A 16,753-nucleotide genomic window follows, 5' to 3' on the forward strand; every position below is an offset into this window, starting at 1 on the left:
CCGTGACGGAACACGGCATCGGCGGGACGGACGCTCCCGCGCAGCGGGTCCTCGTCGTCGAGGACGAGCCGACGATCGCGCGCGCGGTCGCCGACCGGCTCACGGCGGAGGGGTTCACGGTGGCGACCGCCGCCGACGGCCCCGCCGCGGTGGACCGCGCGCGGGCGTGGGAACCGGACCTGATCGTCCTCGACGTCATGCTGTGCCGGGCTTCGACGGCCTGGAGGTGTGCCGCCGCGTGCAGGCCGAACGTCCCGTCCCGGTGCTGATGCTGACCGCCCGGGACGACGAGACGGACCTGCTCGTGGGCCTCGGCGTCGGCGCGGACGACTACGTGACCAAGCCGTTCAGCATGCGCGAGCTCGTCGCCCGCATCCGCGCGGTGCTGCGCCGCGTCGGGCGCCCGGCGCCGGAGCCGCGCGCGGACGCGCAGCGCGCCGAGCCACTGCGGGCCGGGGGCCTGGAGGTCGATCCGGAGGCGCGGCGGGTCCGCCGGGACGGCCGCGAGGTGCACCTCACGCCGATCGAGTTCGACCTGCTCGCGTGCCTGGTGCGCAACCGCGGGACCGTCCTGACCCGCGCCGTGCTGCTGGAACGGGTGTGGGACTGGACGGACGCGTCCGGAACCAGGGTCGTCGACAGTCACGTCAAAGCGCTGCGCCGCAAGCTCGGGCAGGGGCTGATCCGCACCGTGCACGGCGTCGGATACAGCCTGGAGGACGCGACGTGAGCACGGTGGACGCGAGCACGGTGGACGCGAGCACGGTGGACGCGAGCACGGTGGACGCGAGCACGGTGGACGCGAGCACGGTGCGGCGGTTGTGGGCGCGGCTGCCCCGGCCGCTGGACCCGCTGCGCTCCATCCGCGTCAAGTTCGGCGTGGTGGTGGTCGCCACCACGTTCGTCGCGGTGCTGACCGTGCTGTGGGGCTACCGGCTGGGTTTCCGCGCGCGGGAGACGCTGCCGGTGAGCATGCTGATCTCGCTCGGCGTCATCCAGCTGATCGCGCACGGGATGACCGCGCCGCTGCGCGCGATGACGGCGGCGGCGCGCGCGATGGCGCGCGGCGACTACAGCCGCCGGGTGCGGGCGACGTCCCGCGACGAGGTCGGCGAGCTGGCCGAGGCGTTCAACCGGATGGCCGCCGACCTCGCCGAGGTGGAACGGCAGCGCCGCGAGTTCGTCGCGAACGTCTCGCACGAGCTGCGCACCCCGATCAGCGCGCTGCGGGCCGTCCTGGAGAACGTCGCGGACGGCGTCACCCCCGCGTCGCCCGAGGTGCTGGAGTCGGCGCTCGACCAGACCGAACGGCTCGGCCGCCTCGTCACGCAGCTCCTCGAACTGTCCCGGGCGGAGGCGGGCGCGACACCGCTCGATCCGGCCCGGATGGACGCCGCCGCGTTCGTCGACGACGTCGTCGCGGAGGCCGCCGCGGGACACCCGGACGCGGTGTTCGAGACGGACGTGCCGCCCGGCCTGCAGGCCGTCGCGGACCGCGACCGGCTGCACCAGATCGTCGCGAACCTGCTGGACAACGCCGTCCGGCACGGCCCGGCGGGCGCGCCCGTCACGCTCACCGCCCGGCCCGCCGGCCCGTCCGGCGGCCTCGTCCTGGAGGTCGCCGACCAGGGTCCCGGCATCCCGCCCGAGGAGCGGGCGCGGGTGTTCGAACGCTTCTCGCGCGGGGCCGCGTCCGGCCCGCGCGCCGGCACGCCCGGCGGCGGCACCGGGCTCGGCCTCGCCATCGCCCGCTGGGCGACCGACCTGCACGGCGGCGAGATCACCGTCCTCGACGTCCCCGCCGGCTGCCGCATCCGCGTCGCCATCCCCCCGAATCCCGGAGGTTCCGCATGACCGATGATCCGGTGTCGTTGCAGAAAGAGCCGAAGGGTCCACGGCCCGTGGACCGGCCGCCCGCGCAGCGCGCCGCGCCGCGCGCCGCACCTTACGCGGCACCGCACGCCGCACCGCACGCCGCGCCGCGCGTCCACGGGCCGATGCCTCCGCCGTACTTCGTCAGACCGACCAAGTTCGAACGGATGATGCGGCGCTGGCCGAAGCCGGAGCCGCTGCGCCCCGCGTTCGTGGGGGCCGCGGCCGCGGCGGGGCTCGTCGGCGCGCTCACGCTCGGCCCGATGCTGCTGGAAGGCGCCCTCGGCGTGGGCCTGCCGATCGTCGCCGTCGCCGTCGCGGCCGTGTCGGGCGCCGCCGCGCACCGGGCCGGACGGCTGGTGGCGCCGGCGACGCGCGGGCGCCGGGGCCTCGCCCGCGTCAACCGCACCGCCATCGTGTTCGCGCTGCTCGCGCTGGCCCTGGTGGGGACGGCCGCGGTGCGCGACGCGGACTGGATCGTCGCGCTCGCGCTGCTGCTCGCCATGCCGGTGGCGTCGTACACGGCGGCGGGCGGACGGTCCTGGACGGAGCTCATCGGCGGCGGCCTCGCCTACCCGGCGAGCGCCCTGCGGATGGTGCCGTGGGCGGCGCGCGGCGTGGGCGGCGCGGCGACGTCGGAACGCGGCGTGACCTGGCCCGTCATCCGCACCGGGCTGCTCGTGGCCGGGCTGCTGCTGGTGTTCGGCGCGCTCTTCGCGGGGGCGGACGCGGCGTTCGGCGACCTGGTGTCCGGGCTGGTCCCGGACGTGTCGGGCGGCGACATGTTCGGCTACGGGTTCGCGTTCGTCGTGACGATGCTCGCCGCGCTCGCGGGCGTCCACCTCGCGCAGGCGCCGCCGCCGCTGCACCTGCTCACCCCGCCCCGCCCCGCCCCGGCCGGGCGCTGGTCGTGGATCGTCCCGATCGCCGCGCTGGACCTGCTGTTCCTCGCCTTCTGCGCCGTCCAGGCCCGGGTGTTCCTCGCCGCGGACAAGGACGCGCTGCTCGCCGAGACCGGCCTCACCTACGCCGAGTACGCGCGGCAAGGGTTCTTCCAGCTCCTGGTGGTGACGGTGCTGGTGATCGCCGTGATCGCGCTGGCGATGACGTGGGCGCCGTCCGCCACCCGCGCCGACCGGGCGAGCGTCCGGACGCTGCTCGGGCTGCTGTGCGCGCTGACGCTGGTGGTCGTCGCGGTCGCGCTGCGGCGCATGTACCTGTACGAGGAGGCGTTCGGCTGGACGCGGCTGCGGCTGTGGGTGCACGCGTTCGAGATGTGGCTCGGGCTGGTCGTGGTGCTCGGCGCGGTGGGCGCGGTGTTCGGGTTCCGCCGGTCGCTGCTGCCGCGCGCGATCGCGGGCAGCGGCGCCGCGGCGCTGCTCGCGCTCGCCGCGCTCAACCCGGACGCGTTCATCGCGGAGCGCAACGTCGACCGGTTCGAGGCGACCGGCAAGATCGACGTGCTGTACCTGCGGGGCCTGTCGGCGGACGCCGTCCCGGCCCTGGACCGGCTGCCGGAGCCGCAGCGGTCCTGCGCGCTGCGGCAGATCGCCCGGAACCTGGAGGACGACGAGCCGGGGATGGCCGCGAACCTCGCGCGGGCCCGCGCGAGGGACGTCCTGGCCGACCGGCCGGTGGAGCGGCGGGCCAGCGGCTACCAGGCCTGCTACGAGATGACGAACCCGTACGCGCCGTCCCGGACGGCGTCGCCGGGCTACTAGGACGCCGGGCGACCGGGAGGCCGGCCACCGGGACGCCGGGCTACCGGGACGCCGGGTGGCAGGCCGTCAGCCCGCCGGGAGGCCGTCCATCGCGAGGAGGGCGTACGCGGCGAGGGTGGAGTCGTCGGTGATCAGGCCCTTCGCGACCAGCTCGCGGAACTCGGCCCGCGACACCCACCGCTGCCGCATGTCCTGCTCCTCGGCCTCCCGGTCCGGCTCGCCGGGCGTCAGGTCGGTCGCGTGGAAGACCGTGAACCCCTGGCCGCTCGTCCCGTGCGCGCAGTTCAGGTAGCCGATGCGGCGCAGCCGCCCGGCGGTGAACCCGGTCTCCTCGGCCAGCTCCCGGCGGGCCAGCTCCGCCGGTTCGACCACCCGGCGGCCGGGGGCCGCGCCCTGCGGGAAGCTCCACGTCCGGCGGCCGATCGGGTAGCGGTACTCCTCCACCATGTGGAAGCCGCCGTCCTCCTCCGGGACGACCAGCACGAAGTCGGGCTTGTCGACGACGCCGTAGATGCCGCGGGAGCCGTCGAGCCGCTCGACCTCGTCCTCGCGGACGACCATCCACGGGTTCTCGTACACGACGCGGGACGCGATCCGGCGGACGGCGGGCCGCTCGTCCCCGTCCGCCGCACCGCGCTCCTGCAGGTCGGACATGTCAGACTCCCGCCCCGTATCGGTAGATGAGTTCGTGCCGGTGGCCCACCACCACCCGGTGGGTCACCTCGACCACCCGGTCGTCCTGGTCGTAGGCGCGGCGCCACAGCGTCAGCACCGGCTGCTCCGGGCGGATCTCCAGCGCCTCCTGCTCCTCCGCGCGCGGCAGCCGGCAGGTCACCGTCTCCTCGAACACGATCGCGAGCCCGGCCTCCTCCAGCCGCGAGTAGATCCCGCCGGGCCCGGTGTCGATCTCCCGCAGGACCGGGATCCGCTCGACGATGTCGAGCGGCACCCACGTCGTCGCCGTCTGCACGGGCGGATCGCCCTCGACGCCCTGGACGCGGGCGCGGCGCAGCAGCCGCGTCCCGGCGGGCACCGCGAGCCGCCGCGCCAGCCGCGCGTCCGCGACGACCTCGGCGACGTCCGTCCGGGTGAAGGGGGTGCGGCCGGAGCGCCGCGCGGACACGTGGAAACCGCGCCAGCCGCCGACCTGCCGGGTGACGTCGGACGCCGCGCGGCGGATCCGCCCGGCGGTGCGGACCTGCACCCCGGAGCCGTGCTCGACGCGGACGAGGCCCTGTTCGGCGAGCATCCGCAGCGCCCGGCGGACGGTGGAGCGGTCGGCGCCGAACTCGCGGGCGAGTTCCCGCTCGGAGGGCAGCCACGCGCCGGGGTCGAGCTCGCCCTCGACGATGCGGGCGGCCAGCGCACTGGTGATCGCTTGCGCCTTCGTGGGGGGTCGCGGCATACCAGATCCTGCTCCGAACTGCGTGCGTCGATCTCACGATCTCACACCGCGTCCGGGCACGGGGGCGGTACCGTCAGGCTCACCTTGCCCCGGCGCCACATCGGGCACCGCGACAATCTCGGACCGTGTTCTGCCGAACACGTTGTGACACGGGCCACGGCGGCCTACGGTAGTCCTACCATAGGCCGACCAAGGAGTCCGCGGTGATGTCGGTGTCCATGTGCATGCCCGGCTGGCACAGCGAACGCTCGGACCGTGGCCTGCGCGCCACCCGGGTGACCCCCTTGACGGACTACCAGTTGCTGAACGGATGCCTCGAAGAGATCGTCGCGCTCGACGAGGGCGAGCTGTGGCTGCTGTGCGACGCGCAGACCCGGCTCGCGGAGCGGGTCGCCACCGCCGAGCGGCTGCGGTTCAGGTCCGCCGGAAGCTGACGACCTCGCCGGTGTCCCCGACCGCGGCCTTCGCGGACGGGATCAGGTGCTCGCCGGGCCCGGCCGCCAGCAGCGCCCGGGCGCGCAGCACGATCTCGAGGTCGAACCGCAGGTCCGGGTCCAGCAGCTGGTCGCCGAACAGCTCCTCGAGCTGCCGCAGCCGGTACCGGACGGTCTGCGGGTGCACGTGCAGCCGCATCGCGACCTCGTTGGCGTTGCGGCCCGACTGCAGCCACGCCAGCAGCGTCTCGGCGAGCCGGTCCTGCTGGCTCGGCCGCAGGTGCGCGAGCGGCGCGAGCCGCAGGTCCGCGAGCGCCGTGGTGAGGCCCTCGTCCTGGAACAGGATCAGCGTGGACATGTGCTCCACGCTGCGCACCACCCCGTCGCCCTCGATGACGCCGCGCTGCACCAGGCACAGCGTCTTGCGGGCCCACTGGAAGGAGCGGCCCGCCTCCATGACCGGGACGGTCGGGCCGACGACGGCCGGGGTCCCGGCGAGCGCCCGGTCGACGAGCTTCGCGCGGCCGGGGCCGTCCGGGTCCGGGATGATCAGGCTGGGGGTGCGGCGGGTCAGGTCGGCGAGCACGTCGGGCGGGAACGCCGTCCCCCGGTCGTCGCGGACCTGCCGGCCCAGCGCGACCGCCGCGACCGTGCGCGGCAGCGGCCAGTGCGCCGCGGCCGCGAGGTCCGCGACGGCCTCCGCGCCGGCGGGCGGGTCGGCGAACAGCAGGTCGAGCAGCCGCTTGCGGCGCCGCTGCATCTCCCCGGCCACCTCGGCCTTGGCCTGGGAGAAGCCCTCCGCCGCCGCGTGCGCCAGCTCGTCCTGGAACAGCATCAGCGCCTCGCCGACCGCGCCCAGCGTGCGCGGCTGGACGCGCAGCGCCTCGGCGCCCTCGGTGATCCGGCGCCACGCGATCATGCCGCCGACGCGCATCGCGGTCTGCATGGCGTCGAGGCTGCGGCCCTCGCCGGCCTCGCCCCGGCCGATCGCGCGGAAGAAGTCGGTCACGGACGCGGGCTCGTGCTCGGGATCGGCCACCCGGTCCACGAAGTAGTGCAGGACGCGCTCCACGGCCTGCCGGAGGGTGCCCGAGTAGGCCCCGTCCCCCGGCCTGTCGTACTCGCGGACCCGTGCCTGGATCTCCTGCATCATGTCGTCCGCCACCTCGTCGAGGTGCGGCCGCATGTGATCGGCCAGCTCCCTGGGCAGATCCGCCCAGGGTCGACCGGTGGCGCTCGAACCGTCGTCCGACACGTACCCTCCCCGCCGCTCGGTTCCCCTGCGTTCCGCGCCACACACACGGGGTAATTAACTACTTATGAGACCTGTGTGGGGCAAATCATGACCCGGCGAGCGGCCAGGGCGAAAGTCTAGGTCGACATTCGACCAGAATCGGCCGACCCTGCCGACGATTTCTCACACCTCCGCTGCGTCCACCCCTTGTCACTTTCTGTAAAGGCGTGTCAGAAGCGGCCGGGAGAACGACGGGGAGGGCCGGGCGGCGCCTGCGGGTGGGGAGGGGGCGCCGCCCGGCCCCGCGGGGGAACGTCTAGCGGCGGAAGCGGTTCAGGTTGTCCTCGCCGATGCGCTCGCGCATCGCCGGGTCGTCGACGCCCTGGCCCTCGCCGGTGGCGCCGCACAGGACCGCGACCTTCCCGACGTGCTGGTTCGTCTGCACGGCGCGGGTCGCCTCGCCCGCCTCGTCGAGGTCGTACACCTTCGACAGGGTCGGGTGGACCATGCCGAGCGAGATCAGCCGGTTGATCTCGACGGCCTCGTGGTAGTTGAAGCCGTGCGAGCCGATGATGCTCTTCAGCCGCATCCACAGGAAGCGGTTGTCGTACTCGTGCCGGTACCCGGTCGACGACCCGCACGTGACGATCTTGCCGCCGCGCTTGGCGACGTAGACGGACGCGCCGAACGTCTCGCGGCCCAGGTACTCGAACACGATCCCCGGGTCCTCGCCGACCAGCGACCGGATCGCCTCACCGAGGACGCGCCCCGCCTTCGGGTGGCGCAGCCCCTCCTCGCCGAGGTTGAGCTGGCTCCGGTCGATGATGTGCTCGCAGCCCTGCGACCGCACGATCTCCGCCTTCTCCGCCGACGACACGACCGCCACCGGGATGCCGCCGCCGTTGCGGACGAGCTGCGTCGCGTACGAGCCGAGGCCGCCCGTCGCGCCCCAGATCAGGACGACGTCGCCCTGCTTCATCCGCGCCCCGTGCGACCCGACGAGCATCCGGTACGCGGTCGCCGCGCACAGGATGTTCGAGCCCGCCTCCTCCCACGTGAGGTGCTTCGGCTTGCGGATGAGCTGGTTCGCCTTGACGATGCAGTACTCGCCGAGCGACCCGAAGTTCGTCTCGAAGCCCCACGCGAGCTGGCTCTCGCTCATCATGCCGTCGTCGTAGGAGCCGTGGTCCTCCTCGTCCACGAAGAACGGGGACAGGACGACCTTGTCGCCGACCTTCCAGTTCCGGACGCCCTCGCCGGTGCGGACGACCACGCCGGAGCCGTCCGAGCCGAGGATGTGGTACGGCAGGTCGTGCCGGGCCCCGTACCAGCCCTGCCGGCCGAACTTCTCCAGGAACGCGAACGTCGGGACCGGTTCGAAGATCGCCGACCAGACGGTGTTGAAGTTGATCGCCGCGGACATCACCGCGACCACGCACTCGTCGGGGGCGAGCTCGGGCATCTCGACCTCGTCCACGTGCAGCGAGCGGCGCACGTCCTTGTCGGTCTGCCCCTCGAAGATCCCGACCTCGTCCTTGCGCGTGAAGGCGGCGCGGAAGCGGGTCGGCAGGTCGATCTCCTGCAGCTCGGTGCCGCTGGCGCCGTTGCGGACGGCGTCGAGCAGCGGGTGGGACGAGCCGGGCTGAGCCATGGGTGTCCTCCGTGAAACGACGGGGTGGGGCGAGCCCTCAGCGGGCGGGGGTCGGCCGGCGGCGCGCGGCCGCGCCCGCGGCCTCCGGCGGTTCACTGCGTGCCGCCTCGCCGGGCGCGGGCGCGCGTCCGGCGAGCCGGTCCTCCAGGTGCGCCGCGAGCGTCTGCACGCCGGGCGGGTCCAGCAGGTTGAGGTGGTGCACGCCCGGGATCGTCACCTTCTCCAGGTCGGCGCAGAGCCCGCCGAACCCGTTCGTCCCGTCGAGGACGTAACGTGCGTCCCGGACGGCCCAGGGCGTCTCCTCGGGCGCGTAGTACAGGATGACGCGGCCGTCGTACGGCCCCGGCCGGTACGCCTCCAGGGATCGGGTGTCCTGGTGGGACGTGAGCTGGTGGGTGAGCGCCGCCGGCGGAATGTGATCCACCAGCGGTGCGGCCCGCTCCATGACCAGCGCGAACTGCGCCTCCTCGTCCAGCCCGGACAGCTCCTCGTAGGTGAGCGCGACGTCCAGGCCGTACGTCTCGTTGATGTAGTCGGCGAACGCCGAGAACCGGCGCGCGAGCGTGTCGGACTCGTCGTCCACGGGGAGGGGGAGCCCCGCGTCGAACAGGGCGACGAACTCCACCTCGCGTCCGGCCGCGCGGAGCTGCCGGGCCGTCTCGTAGGCGAGGACGCCGCCGAACGACCAGCCGCCGAGCCGGAACGCGCCCTCGGGCTGCGCCTCCAGCAGGTGCGCGACGTACCGGGCGGCGCGCTCCTCGACGGGCGGGGCGTCCTCGAACCGTTCGAGCCCGTACACCGGCTGGTCGGCGCCGAGCAGGTCGACGAGCTGCCGGTAGCAGGCGGTCGTGCCGCCCGCCGGGTGCGCGATGAAGAGCGGGCGCCGCGTGCCGGTGGTCTTGAGCGGGCGGACGGTCTGCCGTGCGGCCTCCTCGTCGGCGGCGCGGAGGAACTCCGCGACGTGCTCGGCCGTCGCCGTCGCGAGCAGTCCGGCGCGCGTGACCGCGCCGTCCTCCCCGGCCGGCCGGCCGCCGCCGAGTTCCTCGACGACCGCCGCGACGAGCCGGTCGGCCTGCGCGTCCGTCCCGCCGAGGTCGGCGAAGAAGTCCGCGGTGACGCCGACCCGGTCGACCCCGAGGACGTCCTCGAAGATCCGGACGGCGAGCCGTTCGGCGGCGTCGCGCGGCATCACGTACCCGGCTTCGGCGTTCGCCGCGGCCGCCGCGGGCGGCGCGGGCGCGTCGCCGAGGCCCAGCTCGCCGGCCGCCCACTCCTCGAACACGTTCACGCTCGCGCCCTGCAGCAGCACCGACGCGGGGACGGTCAGGCCGAGGTCGTGCTCGACGCCGCTCTTGATCCGGACGGCGACGAGCGAGTCGAGCCCGAGGTCGGTCAGCGGGACCGCGGGATCGAGGCGCTGCGGCTCGAATCCCAGTACGGACGCGATCCGGTACCTGACCTGCGCGGCGATCGCCTTGCGCGCCTCGGCGGGCGGCAGCTCCCCGAGCGCGTCGACGCCCGGCCAGTCGCCGGTGTCGGCCTGCTCGCCCGCCGCCTCGGTGAGCGCCGCGAAGTACGGCATGTTCCGGATCTCGGGGAACAGCCCGACCGCGGCCGCCGGGTCGAACCGCAGGACGCCCGCCGCCGGACGGTCGTGCACCAGCAGGGCCTCGAGCGCCTCGGCGCCCTCCTCCGGGCTGATCGGCTCGATCACCGCGACCGCGAGGTCGGCGGCGCCGCCGACCCGGGACCAGGTGCCCCAGTTGACGGTCGTGCCGGGCCTGCCGTGCGCCCGCCGGTACGCCACGAGCGCGTCGATCGCGGCGTTCGCCGCGGCGTACGCGCCCTGCCCCGGCGAGCCGAGCAGCGCCGCCGCCGACGAGTGCATGACGAGCCAGTCGAGGTCGAGGTCCCAGGTGGCCTCGCTGAGCCGCCGCGCGCCCTCCACCTTCGCCGTCCACACCCGGTGGAGGTCGTCCGGCCCGAGGTCGGCGATCAGCCGGTCGTCGATGGCGCCGGCGCCGTGCACGACGCCCCGCAGCGGGACGCCGCCCTCCTGCGCGACCCGCACCAGCCGCTCGGCGGTGCCGGGCGCCGCGATGTCGCCGAGGACGATGCCCACGTCGACGCCGCTCTCCCGCAGCCGCGCGATCACCTTCTCGGCCGCGTCGTCCGGGCCCCGGCGGCCCGACAGCACGATGCGTCCCGCGCCCCGCTCGGCGAGCAGCCGCGCGGTGACCAGGCCGATCCCGCCGTACCCGCCGGTGATGACGTAGGCGCCGCCGCGCCGCACGATCCGCCCCGGCCGCGCGGGCGGCTCCAGCGCCGCGCCGGGCGCCAGCCGCGCCGTGTACCGGACGCCGCCGCGCCACGCGACCTCCCGCGCGGCGCCGTCCGCGAGCAGTTCGGCGACGAGGTCGGCGGGCCGGTCGACGTCCACGTGCGTCGCGCGCTGGACCGTCCGCTCGAACGCCAGCACGCGGGTGAGCGCGCGGACGAACCCGTGCGCGGGCTCGCCCGCCTCGCCGTCCAGGACGGGCACGGCGGTGCGGGTCGCGACGTACAGCCGGGGCCCGTCGGGCAGCGTGCGGCTGACCCGCGCGACGGTGAGCACGAGTTCCTCGTCGACGAGCCCGGCGGACGGCACGAGCACGACGCCCGCGACCGCGTGCTCGTCCATCGGGTGGTCGTCGGGCGGCGCCGCGCCGAGCCGGTGCCGGACGACCCGGTGCCCGCGCTCGGCGAGCGCGGCGGCGGTCGCCCCGGCGAGCGCGTCGTCGTCCTCGGCCAGCACCAGCCACGCGCGCCGCTCCCCGCCGTCGGCGCCGACCGCGCCGTCCGCGGCGGCCTCGGCGGGCGCGGCGTCCGGGTCGGCGGCGTCCCCGGTGAGGGGGGACTCGTCCCAGACGAGCTCGACGAGCTTGTCGTGGAGGGGGACGGGGACGTCGGGGCGGCCGGTGCGGCGGAGCGCGATGCCGGCGGCCTCGAGGAGGACCTCGCCGTCCGGGCCGAGCAGGACGACCGTGCCGGTCATGCCCTCCTCGTCCCGCCGGGCGGTGGCGCGGACCCGGCCGCCGCGGTGCGTCGGGCCGTGGACGCGCAGGCCGCCGATGGTCTCGGCGAGCCACACGCCGTCCTCGCCCGCGAAGGCCGCGGCCTCGGCGGACAGGACGGCCAGGCACCGGTCGAAGACCTCGGGGTGCAGGCGGTAGTGGCGGCTGCCGCGCTCGGCGGCGGCGACCTCGGGCAGGTCGTCCACGTTCCCGGCGGGGCCGGTGACGAGGGCGCGGTGGTCCTCGCCGACGTCGGCGCTGGCCAGCCGGGTCCAGGTCCCGGCGGGCGTGCGGGCGTGGATCTCGACGCGCTGCTCGGCCTCGGTGTAGGTCGTGGTGACGATCGTGCTGTCGGCGAGCGCGAGGGGGCGCTCCATCCACAGGCTGTTGACGCGGACGGCGTCGGTGCCGAGCGCGCTCGCGCCGGCGGCGAGGGCCATCTCGGCGCACGCGGCGGCCGGCAGGACGGGCAGCCCGTGGACGGCGAGGTCCGCGAGCCACGGGCGGGCGGCGAGGCCCACGTCGGCGCGCCACGCGTGCCGGTCCTCACCGGGCAGCTCGACGTGCGCGCCGAGCAGCGGGTGCTCGTCGCGGCCCCGGTCGGCGCGCGCGGAGAGGTCGACCCAGTGCCGCTCGTGCCGCCACGGCGAGACCGGGACGTCGACGATCGCGCCGTCCGCGGGCGCGGCGACGGCGTGGCCGTGCGCGGCGAGGGACGCGAGCTGCGCGTGGAAGGTGAGGGTGTCGTCGGTCTCCTGCCCCTTGGGCGCCCGCTTGAGGGTGTGGGTGACGAACGCGCCGGTGCCGTCCAGGGTCTCCCCGACCGCGTGCGCGAGGATCGGGTGCGCGTTGACCTCGACGAACGTGCGGTACCCGTCCTCGGCGGCCGCGGCGACCGCGTCGGTGAGCCGCACCGGGTTGCGCAGGTTCGACGCCCAGTACCCGGCGTCGAGGGTCGCGTCCGCGGCGGCGAACGCGCGCGGGTCGTCCAGGGCCGTGGTGTAGAGGGCGATCCCGTCGGCGAGGGGCGTGCCCCGTTCGGCGCCGACGCCCGCGAGCAGCTCGCGCAGCTCGGGCAGGAGCGGGTCGACCTGCGGGGAGTGGCCCGCGCCCTCGGCCTGCACCTTGCGGGCGAGGCGGCCCTCGGCCTCGGCGCGGGCGACGATCTCGGCGACCTGGTCCGCGTCGCCGGTGACGACCGTCTGCCTCGGCGACGAGTGGACGGCCGCATAGACGTCCGGGAGGTCGCGGGCGAGGGCCTCGACCTCGGCGGCGGACGCGCCGAGCACGGCCATCGCGCCGCCGCCGACGAGGCGGGTGAGGAGCCGGGAGCGGCGGCAGATGACGCGGACGCCGTCCTGCGGGGTGAGCGCCCCGGCGACGACGGCCGCGGCGACCTCGCCCATCGAGTGGCCGATGACCGCGCCGGGCGTGACGCCGTACGACGCCCACATGCGGGCGAGCCCGAGCTGGATCGCGAACAGGACCGGCATCGTCTCGGCGGGACCGTCCGGCTTCGCGCCGGACTCGAGCAGGTCCCACAGGGCGGGGCCGCCCTCCTCGGCGAACAGCCCGTCGAGGTCGTCGATGGCCTCGGCGAACGCCGGTTCCTCCTCCAGGAGCCGCTGCGCCATGCCCGCGCGCTGCGCCCCGTACCCGGAGAACACCCAGACGGGACGGCCGGGCGCGCCGAGCGCCGAGCCGGTGACGACGCCCGGGTGGGGGCGTCCCTCGGCGAGCGCGGTGAGCCCGTCGATCAGGCCGGCGCGGTCGCGGGCGGCGACGGCGGCGCGGGCCCGGCCGCGTCCGGCGCGGCGGTGCAGGGTGCGGGCGAGGTCGGGGAGTCCGACGTCGGCGCCGCGCAGCCAGGCCGCGAGGACGGACGCGTGGTCGCGGACGCGGTCGTCGGCGGTGTCGGAGAGCGGGAACGTGCGGACGGCCGCGGGCTGGACGCGCGGTTCGTGCGCCGGCGCCTCCTCGAGGACGAGGTGCGCGTTCGTCCCGCCGAAGCCGAAACCGGACACGCCCGCGCGGGCGGGGCGCCCGCGGTCGGGCCACGGCGTCTCCTCGGCGACGACGGAGAGGCGCAGGTCGTCGAACGGGATGTGCGGGTTCGGCTCGCTGTAGTGCGCGCTCGGGGGGATGACCTTGTGGTGCAGCGCGAGGACGGCCTTGATCAGGCCCGCGACGCCCGCGGCGGACTCCATGTGCCCGAGGTTCGACTTCGCGGAGCCGAGCAGGAGGGGCTCGTCCGGGGAGCGGCCCGCGCCGAGGACCTCGCCGACGGCCTTCGCCTCGATGGGGTCGCCGAGGAACGTGCCGGTGCCGTGCGCCTCCACGTAGTCGACCTCGCGGGTGTCGATCCCGGCGGACGCGTACACGTCCCGGAGCAACGCCCGCTGCGCCTCGGAGTTGGGGGCGACGAGCCCGTTGGAGCGGCCGTCGGAGTTGACGGCACTGCCCCGGACGACCGCGAGGACCCGGTCGCCGTCGCGCCGCGCGTCCGACAGGCGCTTCAGCACGACCGCGCCGCAGCCCTCCGCGCGGACCATCCCGTCGGCGGACGCGTCGAACGCCTTGCAGTGCCCGTCGGCGGCGGTGCCCCCGGCGAGGTCGAACGTCATCGTGACCGTCGGGGAGAGCAGCAGGTTCACGCCGCCCGCGAGCGCCACGTCCGCCTCGCCGCGCCGCAGCGCCTGCACCGCGAGGTGCGTCGAGACCAGCGACGAGCTGCACGCGGTGTCGACGATCATGCTGGGGCCGCGCAGGTCCAGCAGGTACGACAGCCGGTTCGCGATGATGCTGAGCGCCGCGCCGGTCGCGGTGAACGGCTCCAGCGCGGCCGGGTCGGACGCGGTGAACGCCGCGTACTCGGGCGCGGACACGCCGACGAACACGCCGGTGCGGCTGCCGCGCAGCGACGCCGGGCCGATCCCGGCGTGCTCGAACGCCTCCCACGCGACCTCGAGGACGAGCCGCTGCTGCGGGTCCATGACGGCCGCCTCGCGCGGCGTGATGCCGAAGAACTGCGCGTCGAACGCGGCGACGTCGTCCAGGAAGCCGCCGTGGCGGGTGGTGTTCGCGAGCAGGTCGCCGACCTCGGGCGACCCGTCGTCGAACGGGTCCCAGCGTCCGTCCGGGACCTCCCGGATCGCGTCGCCGCGGCCGGTGAGGAACCGCCAGTAGTCGGCGGGGCCGGTCAGGTCGCGGTCGCCGCCGGGGAAGCGGCAGCCGATGCCGACGACGGCGATCGGCTCGTCCGCGGCCGGGGATCGGGACGGGACGGGCGGCGCCGCCGGTTCGGCGCTCGCGGCGGCGGCGAGGTCGGCGCCGGACGCGAGGGCCACCGAGAGCTTGTTGATCGTCGGGTGTTCCCAGACGAGGGTGGCGGGGAGCGACCGGCCGAGCATCTGCTCGAGCTCGCCCGCGATCGCGACGGCGTCGCGGGAGGCGAGCCCGAACTCCTCGAGCGGGCGGTCGGGATCGATCTGGTCGGCGGTGGTCCGGGAGCGACGCGCGATCTGCTCGATCAGGTGCCGGCGAATCGAATCCTCGCTGATCCGAGCCCGATCCTGCGGGGTGTCCCGCGCGGCTCCGGAACGATCGTTGCTTGGCATGCGGTGGGTTCCCCCCATGAAACCGGGATCGTTCATCGAAGCGAGGCACCCACTTTGTCCCACCCTGACCGGCTCACGATGCGCATCCAGACCACTTTTCTCCGCAGCCACTTGTCACGGTGATGACAAGACTCGGTAGTAACCAATGTGGCCTGATGGGATAGTTGAGACACCCATCCCGCAGATGTGATGGGTAACGACTAATGAACCAAAAGTAACAATAGTCCGACGAGACATTTTAGGGGGTAGCGGCGGATTTCCCGCGCGCGGGGAGAGATCACGCCGCGTGCACCGTTGACCCGGGGCAGATACCGATGGGCGCTGGCGGTCGTCGCCGTCAGCGCATTCATGATCACCATGGACAACACGGTGGTCTTCAACGCGCTGCCCACGATCATGGCCGACCTCGACATGTCGGACTCGGCCAAGGACTGGGTCGCCACCGGGTACATCCTGATGTTCTCGTGCCTGATGATCGCGGGCGGCCGGCTCACCGACGTCTACGGGCCCCGCATGACGTTCACGTCCGGCATGGTCGTGTTCACCGCCGCGTCCGCCGTCTGCGGGCTCGCGCAGTCCACCGACGTCCTGATCCTGGCCCGCATCGCGCAGGGCGCCGGGGCGGCGCTCGCCCTCCCCGCCACGCAGGTCATGGTCACCGTCGGGCGCAACGACAAGCAGCGCTCCATCGGCAACATCGTGTGGATCGGCGCCGCGTCCAGCGCCACCGCCCTCGGCCCGACGATCGGCGGCGTCATCGTCCAGCACTGGCACTGGGGCTGGATCTTCCTGATCAACATCGTGCCCGGGATCCTGGTGATCCTGCTCGGCCTGTTCACCCTCACCGGGCACGGCGAGAACAAGGACGCCCGCGTCGACCTGCCCGGCGTGCTCATCTCCGCGACGATGCTGTTCGCGTTCATCTACGCGCTGGAGACCGGCACCAAGCACGGCTGGGGCGACCCGTCCGTGCTCGCCGTCTTCGCCCTCGGGCTCATCGCGCTCGTCTGCTTCATCATGGTCGAGAGCTGGGCGCCCGACCCGATGATCGACATACGGTTCTTCCGCAACCGCGTCTTCACCGGCGGGCTGCTGTCGCAGATGCTGTACGGCATCGGCTTCAACGGCATGATGTTCTACTCCGCGACGTTCCTGCAGCGCTTCCTGGACTTCTCGCCGCCCCAGGCGGGCCTCGTCATGCTGCCCCCGGCCATCACGATCATGGTGCTGACGCCCGTCGCGTTCCTGCTCGCCGCCAAGATCGGCCCGCGCCCCGCGATCGGCGGCGGGATGGCGCTGATGGCCCTCGGCATGTTCCTGTTCTCCACGATCGAGCGCGGCGACGGCTACGCCGACCTCATGCCCGGCGTCATGCTCGTCGGCGTCGGCGCCGCCCTCGGCATGCCGCTCGTCATGTACGTGCTCAAGGCCGTTCCCGAGCGGCGCGCGGGCGTCGCCAGCGGCGTCATCAACGTCATCCGGGAGGCGTCCGGCGCGTTCGGCATCGCGATCGTCGGGCTGCTCATCCACCACGTCCCCGAGGAGGGCGCGAGCGCCGCCGAACTGGAGGTCTTCCGCGCGGGCACCTCGTCCGGGCTGATCCTCGGCGCCGCGCTCGTCCTGGTCGGCGGCGTCATCGGCGGCCTCACCCTGCCCAGCCGGCGCGGCTGGCTCGGCCCCAAGCACGGCAAGCAGCGCCCGCTCGTCACCAGCCCGCCGAGCCGCCGCCCGGCGGCGTCCGCCGCGCCGGCGAGCGCGCGCGCGAC

Annotated in this window: 11 protein-coding genes; 6 read left to right on the top strand and 5 right to left on the bottom strand. The window is 74.7% G+C overall.

Annotated features, from left to right (window positions below; all coding sequences use genetic code 11):
* Positions 1 to 2 precede the first annotated feature (2 nt).
* Genes ACFQ11_RS37860 through ACFQ11_RS27245 form a run of 4 tightly spaced genes read left to right on the top strand, consistent with a single transcriptional unit; the run spans position 3 to position 3,593 of the window.
* The gene (locus ACFQ11_RS37860; RefSeq protein ID WP_449193609.1) at positions 3 to 269 is read left to right on the top strand and encodes a response regulator; all 267 of its coding nucleotides are present in this window, start codon (positions 3 to 5) and stop codon (positions 267 to 269) included.
* Complete coding sequence (locus ACFQ11_RS27235; protein WP_449193610.1) at positions 239 to 730, top strand: winged helix-turn-helix domain-containing protein; 492 nt, start codon at positions 239 to 241, stop codon at positions 728 to 730. The genes ACFQ11_RS37860 and ACFQ11_RS27235 overlap by 31 nt, the downstream gene beginning before the upstream one ends.
* Positions 727 to 1,854 (top strand): HAMP domain-containing sensor histidine kinase, encoded by a 1,128-nt coding sequence (locus ACFQ11_RS27240; RefSeq protein ID WP_378303624.1) that lies wholly within the window; start codon positions 727 to 729, stop codon positions 1,852 to 1,854. The genes ACFQ11_RS27235 and ACFQ11_RS27240 overlap by 4 nt, the downstream gene beginning before the upstream one ends.
* Positions 1,851 to 3,593 carry a DUF4153 domain-containing protein gene (locus ACFQ11_RS27245; protein ID WP_378303626.1) on the top strand — a complete coding sequence of 581 codons (1,743 nt, stop codon included), beginning with the start codon at positions 1,851 to 1,853 and terminating at the stop codon, positions 3,591 to 3,593. The genes ACFQ11_RS27240 and ACFQ11_RS27245 overlap by 4 nt, the downstream gene beginning before the upstream one ends.
* A gap of 66 nt (positions 3,594 to 3,659) precedes the next feature.
* Here the strand turns inward: ACFQ11_RS27245 and ACFQ11_RS27250 are convergent, their stop codons facing one another.
* Complete coding sequence (locus ACFQ11_RS27250) at positions 3,660 to 4,247, bottom strand: NUDIX domain-containing protein (protein ID WP_378303628.1); 588 nt, start codon at positions 4,245 to 4,247, stop codon at positions 3,660 to 3,662.
* 1 nt (position 4,248) lies between these two features.
* The gene (locus ACFQ11_RS27255) at positions 4,249 to 4,998 is read right to left on the bottom strand and encodes a GntR family transcriptional regulator (protein WP_378303631.1); all 750 of its coding nucleotides are present in this window, start codon (positions 4,996 to 4,998) and stop codon (positions 4,249 to 4,251) included.
* 206 nt (positions 4,999 to 5,204) lie between these two features.
* Here ACFQ11_RS27255 and ACFQ11_RS27260 point away from each other — a divergent pair, with 206 nt between their 5' ends.
* The gene (locus ACFQ11_RS27260) at positions 5,205 to 5,432 is read left to right on the top strand and encodes a hypothetical protein (protein ID WP_378303633.1); all 228 of its coding nucleotides are present in this window, start codon (positions 5,205 to 5,207) and stop codon (positions 5,430 to 5,432) included.
* Here the strand turns inward: ACFQ11_RS27260 and ACFQ11_RS27265 are convergent.
* From ACFQ11_RS27265 to ACFQ11_RS27275, 3 genes are all read right to left on the bottom strand, one after another.
* On the bottom strand, positions 5,413 to 6,687 hold the full coding sequence (locus ACFQ11_RS27265) for a helix-turn-helix domain-containing protein (RefSeq protein WP_378303635.1): 1,275 nt from the start codon (positions 6,685 to 6,687) through the stop codon (positions 5,413 to 5,415). The genes ACFQ11_RS27260 and ACFQ11_RS27265 overlap by 20 nt on opposite strands.
* Positions 6,688 to 6,982: 295 nt before the next feature.
* Complete coding sequence (gene ccrA, locus ACFQ11_RS27270; RefSeq protein ID WP_378303637.1) at positions 6,983 to 8,317, bottom strand: crotonyl-CoA carboxylase/reductase; 1,335 nt, start codon at positions 8,315 to 8,317, stop codon at positions 6,983 to 6,985.
* Between the two features lie 37 nt (positions 8,318 to 8,354).
* On the bottom strand, positions 8,355 to 14,987 hold the full coding sequence (locus tag ACFQ11_RS27275) for an SDR family NAD(P)-dependent oxidoreductase (RefSeq protein WP_378303639.1): 6,633 nt from the start codon (positions 14,985 to 14,987) through the stop codon (positions 8,355 to 8,357).
* A 294-nt stretch (positions 14,988 to 15,281) separates the two neighbouring features.
* Here ACFQ11_RS27275 and ACFQ11_RS27280 point away from each other — a divergent pair.
* The coding region (locus ACFQ11_RS27280) for an MFS transporter (protein WP_378303642.1) at positions 15,282 to 16,753 on the top strand (1,472 nt) is incomplete at its 3' end.

Source organism: Actinomadura sediminis (assembly GCF_042675525.1).
GTDB classification, from domain to species: Bacteria; Actinomycetota; Actinomycetes; order Streptosporangiales; family Streptosporangiaceae; genus Spirillospora; species Spirillospora sediminis.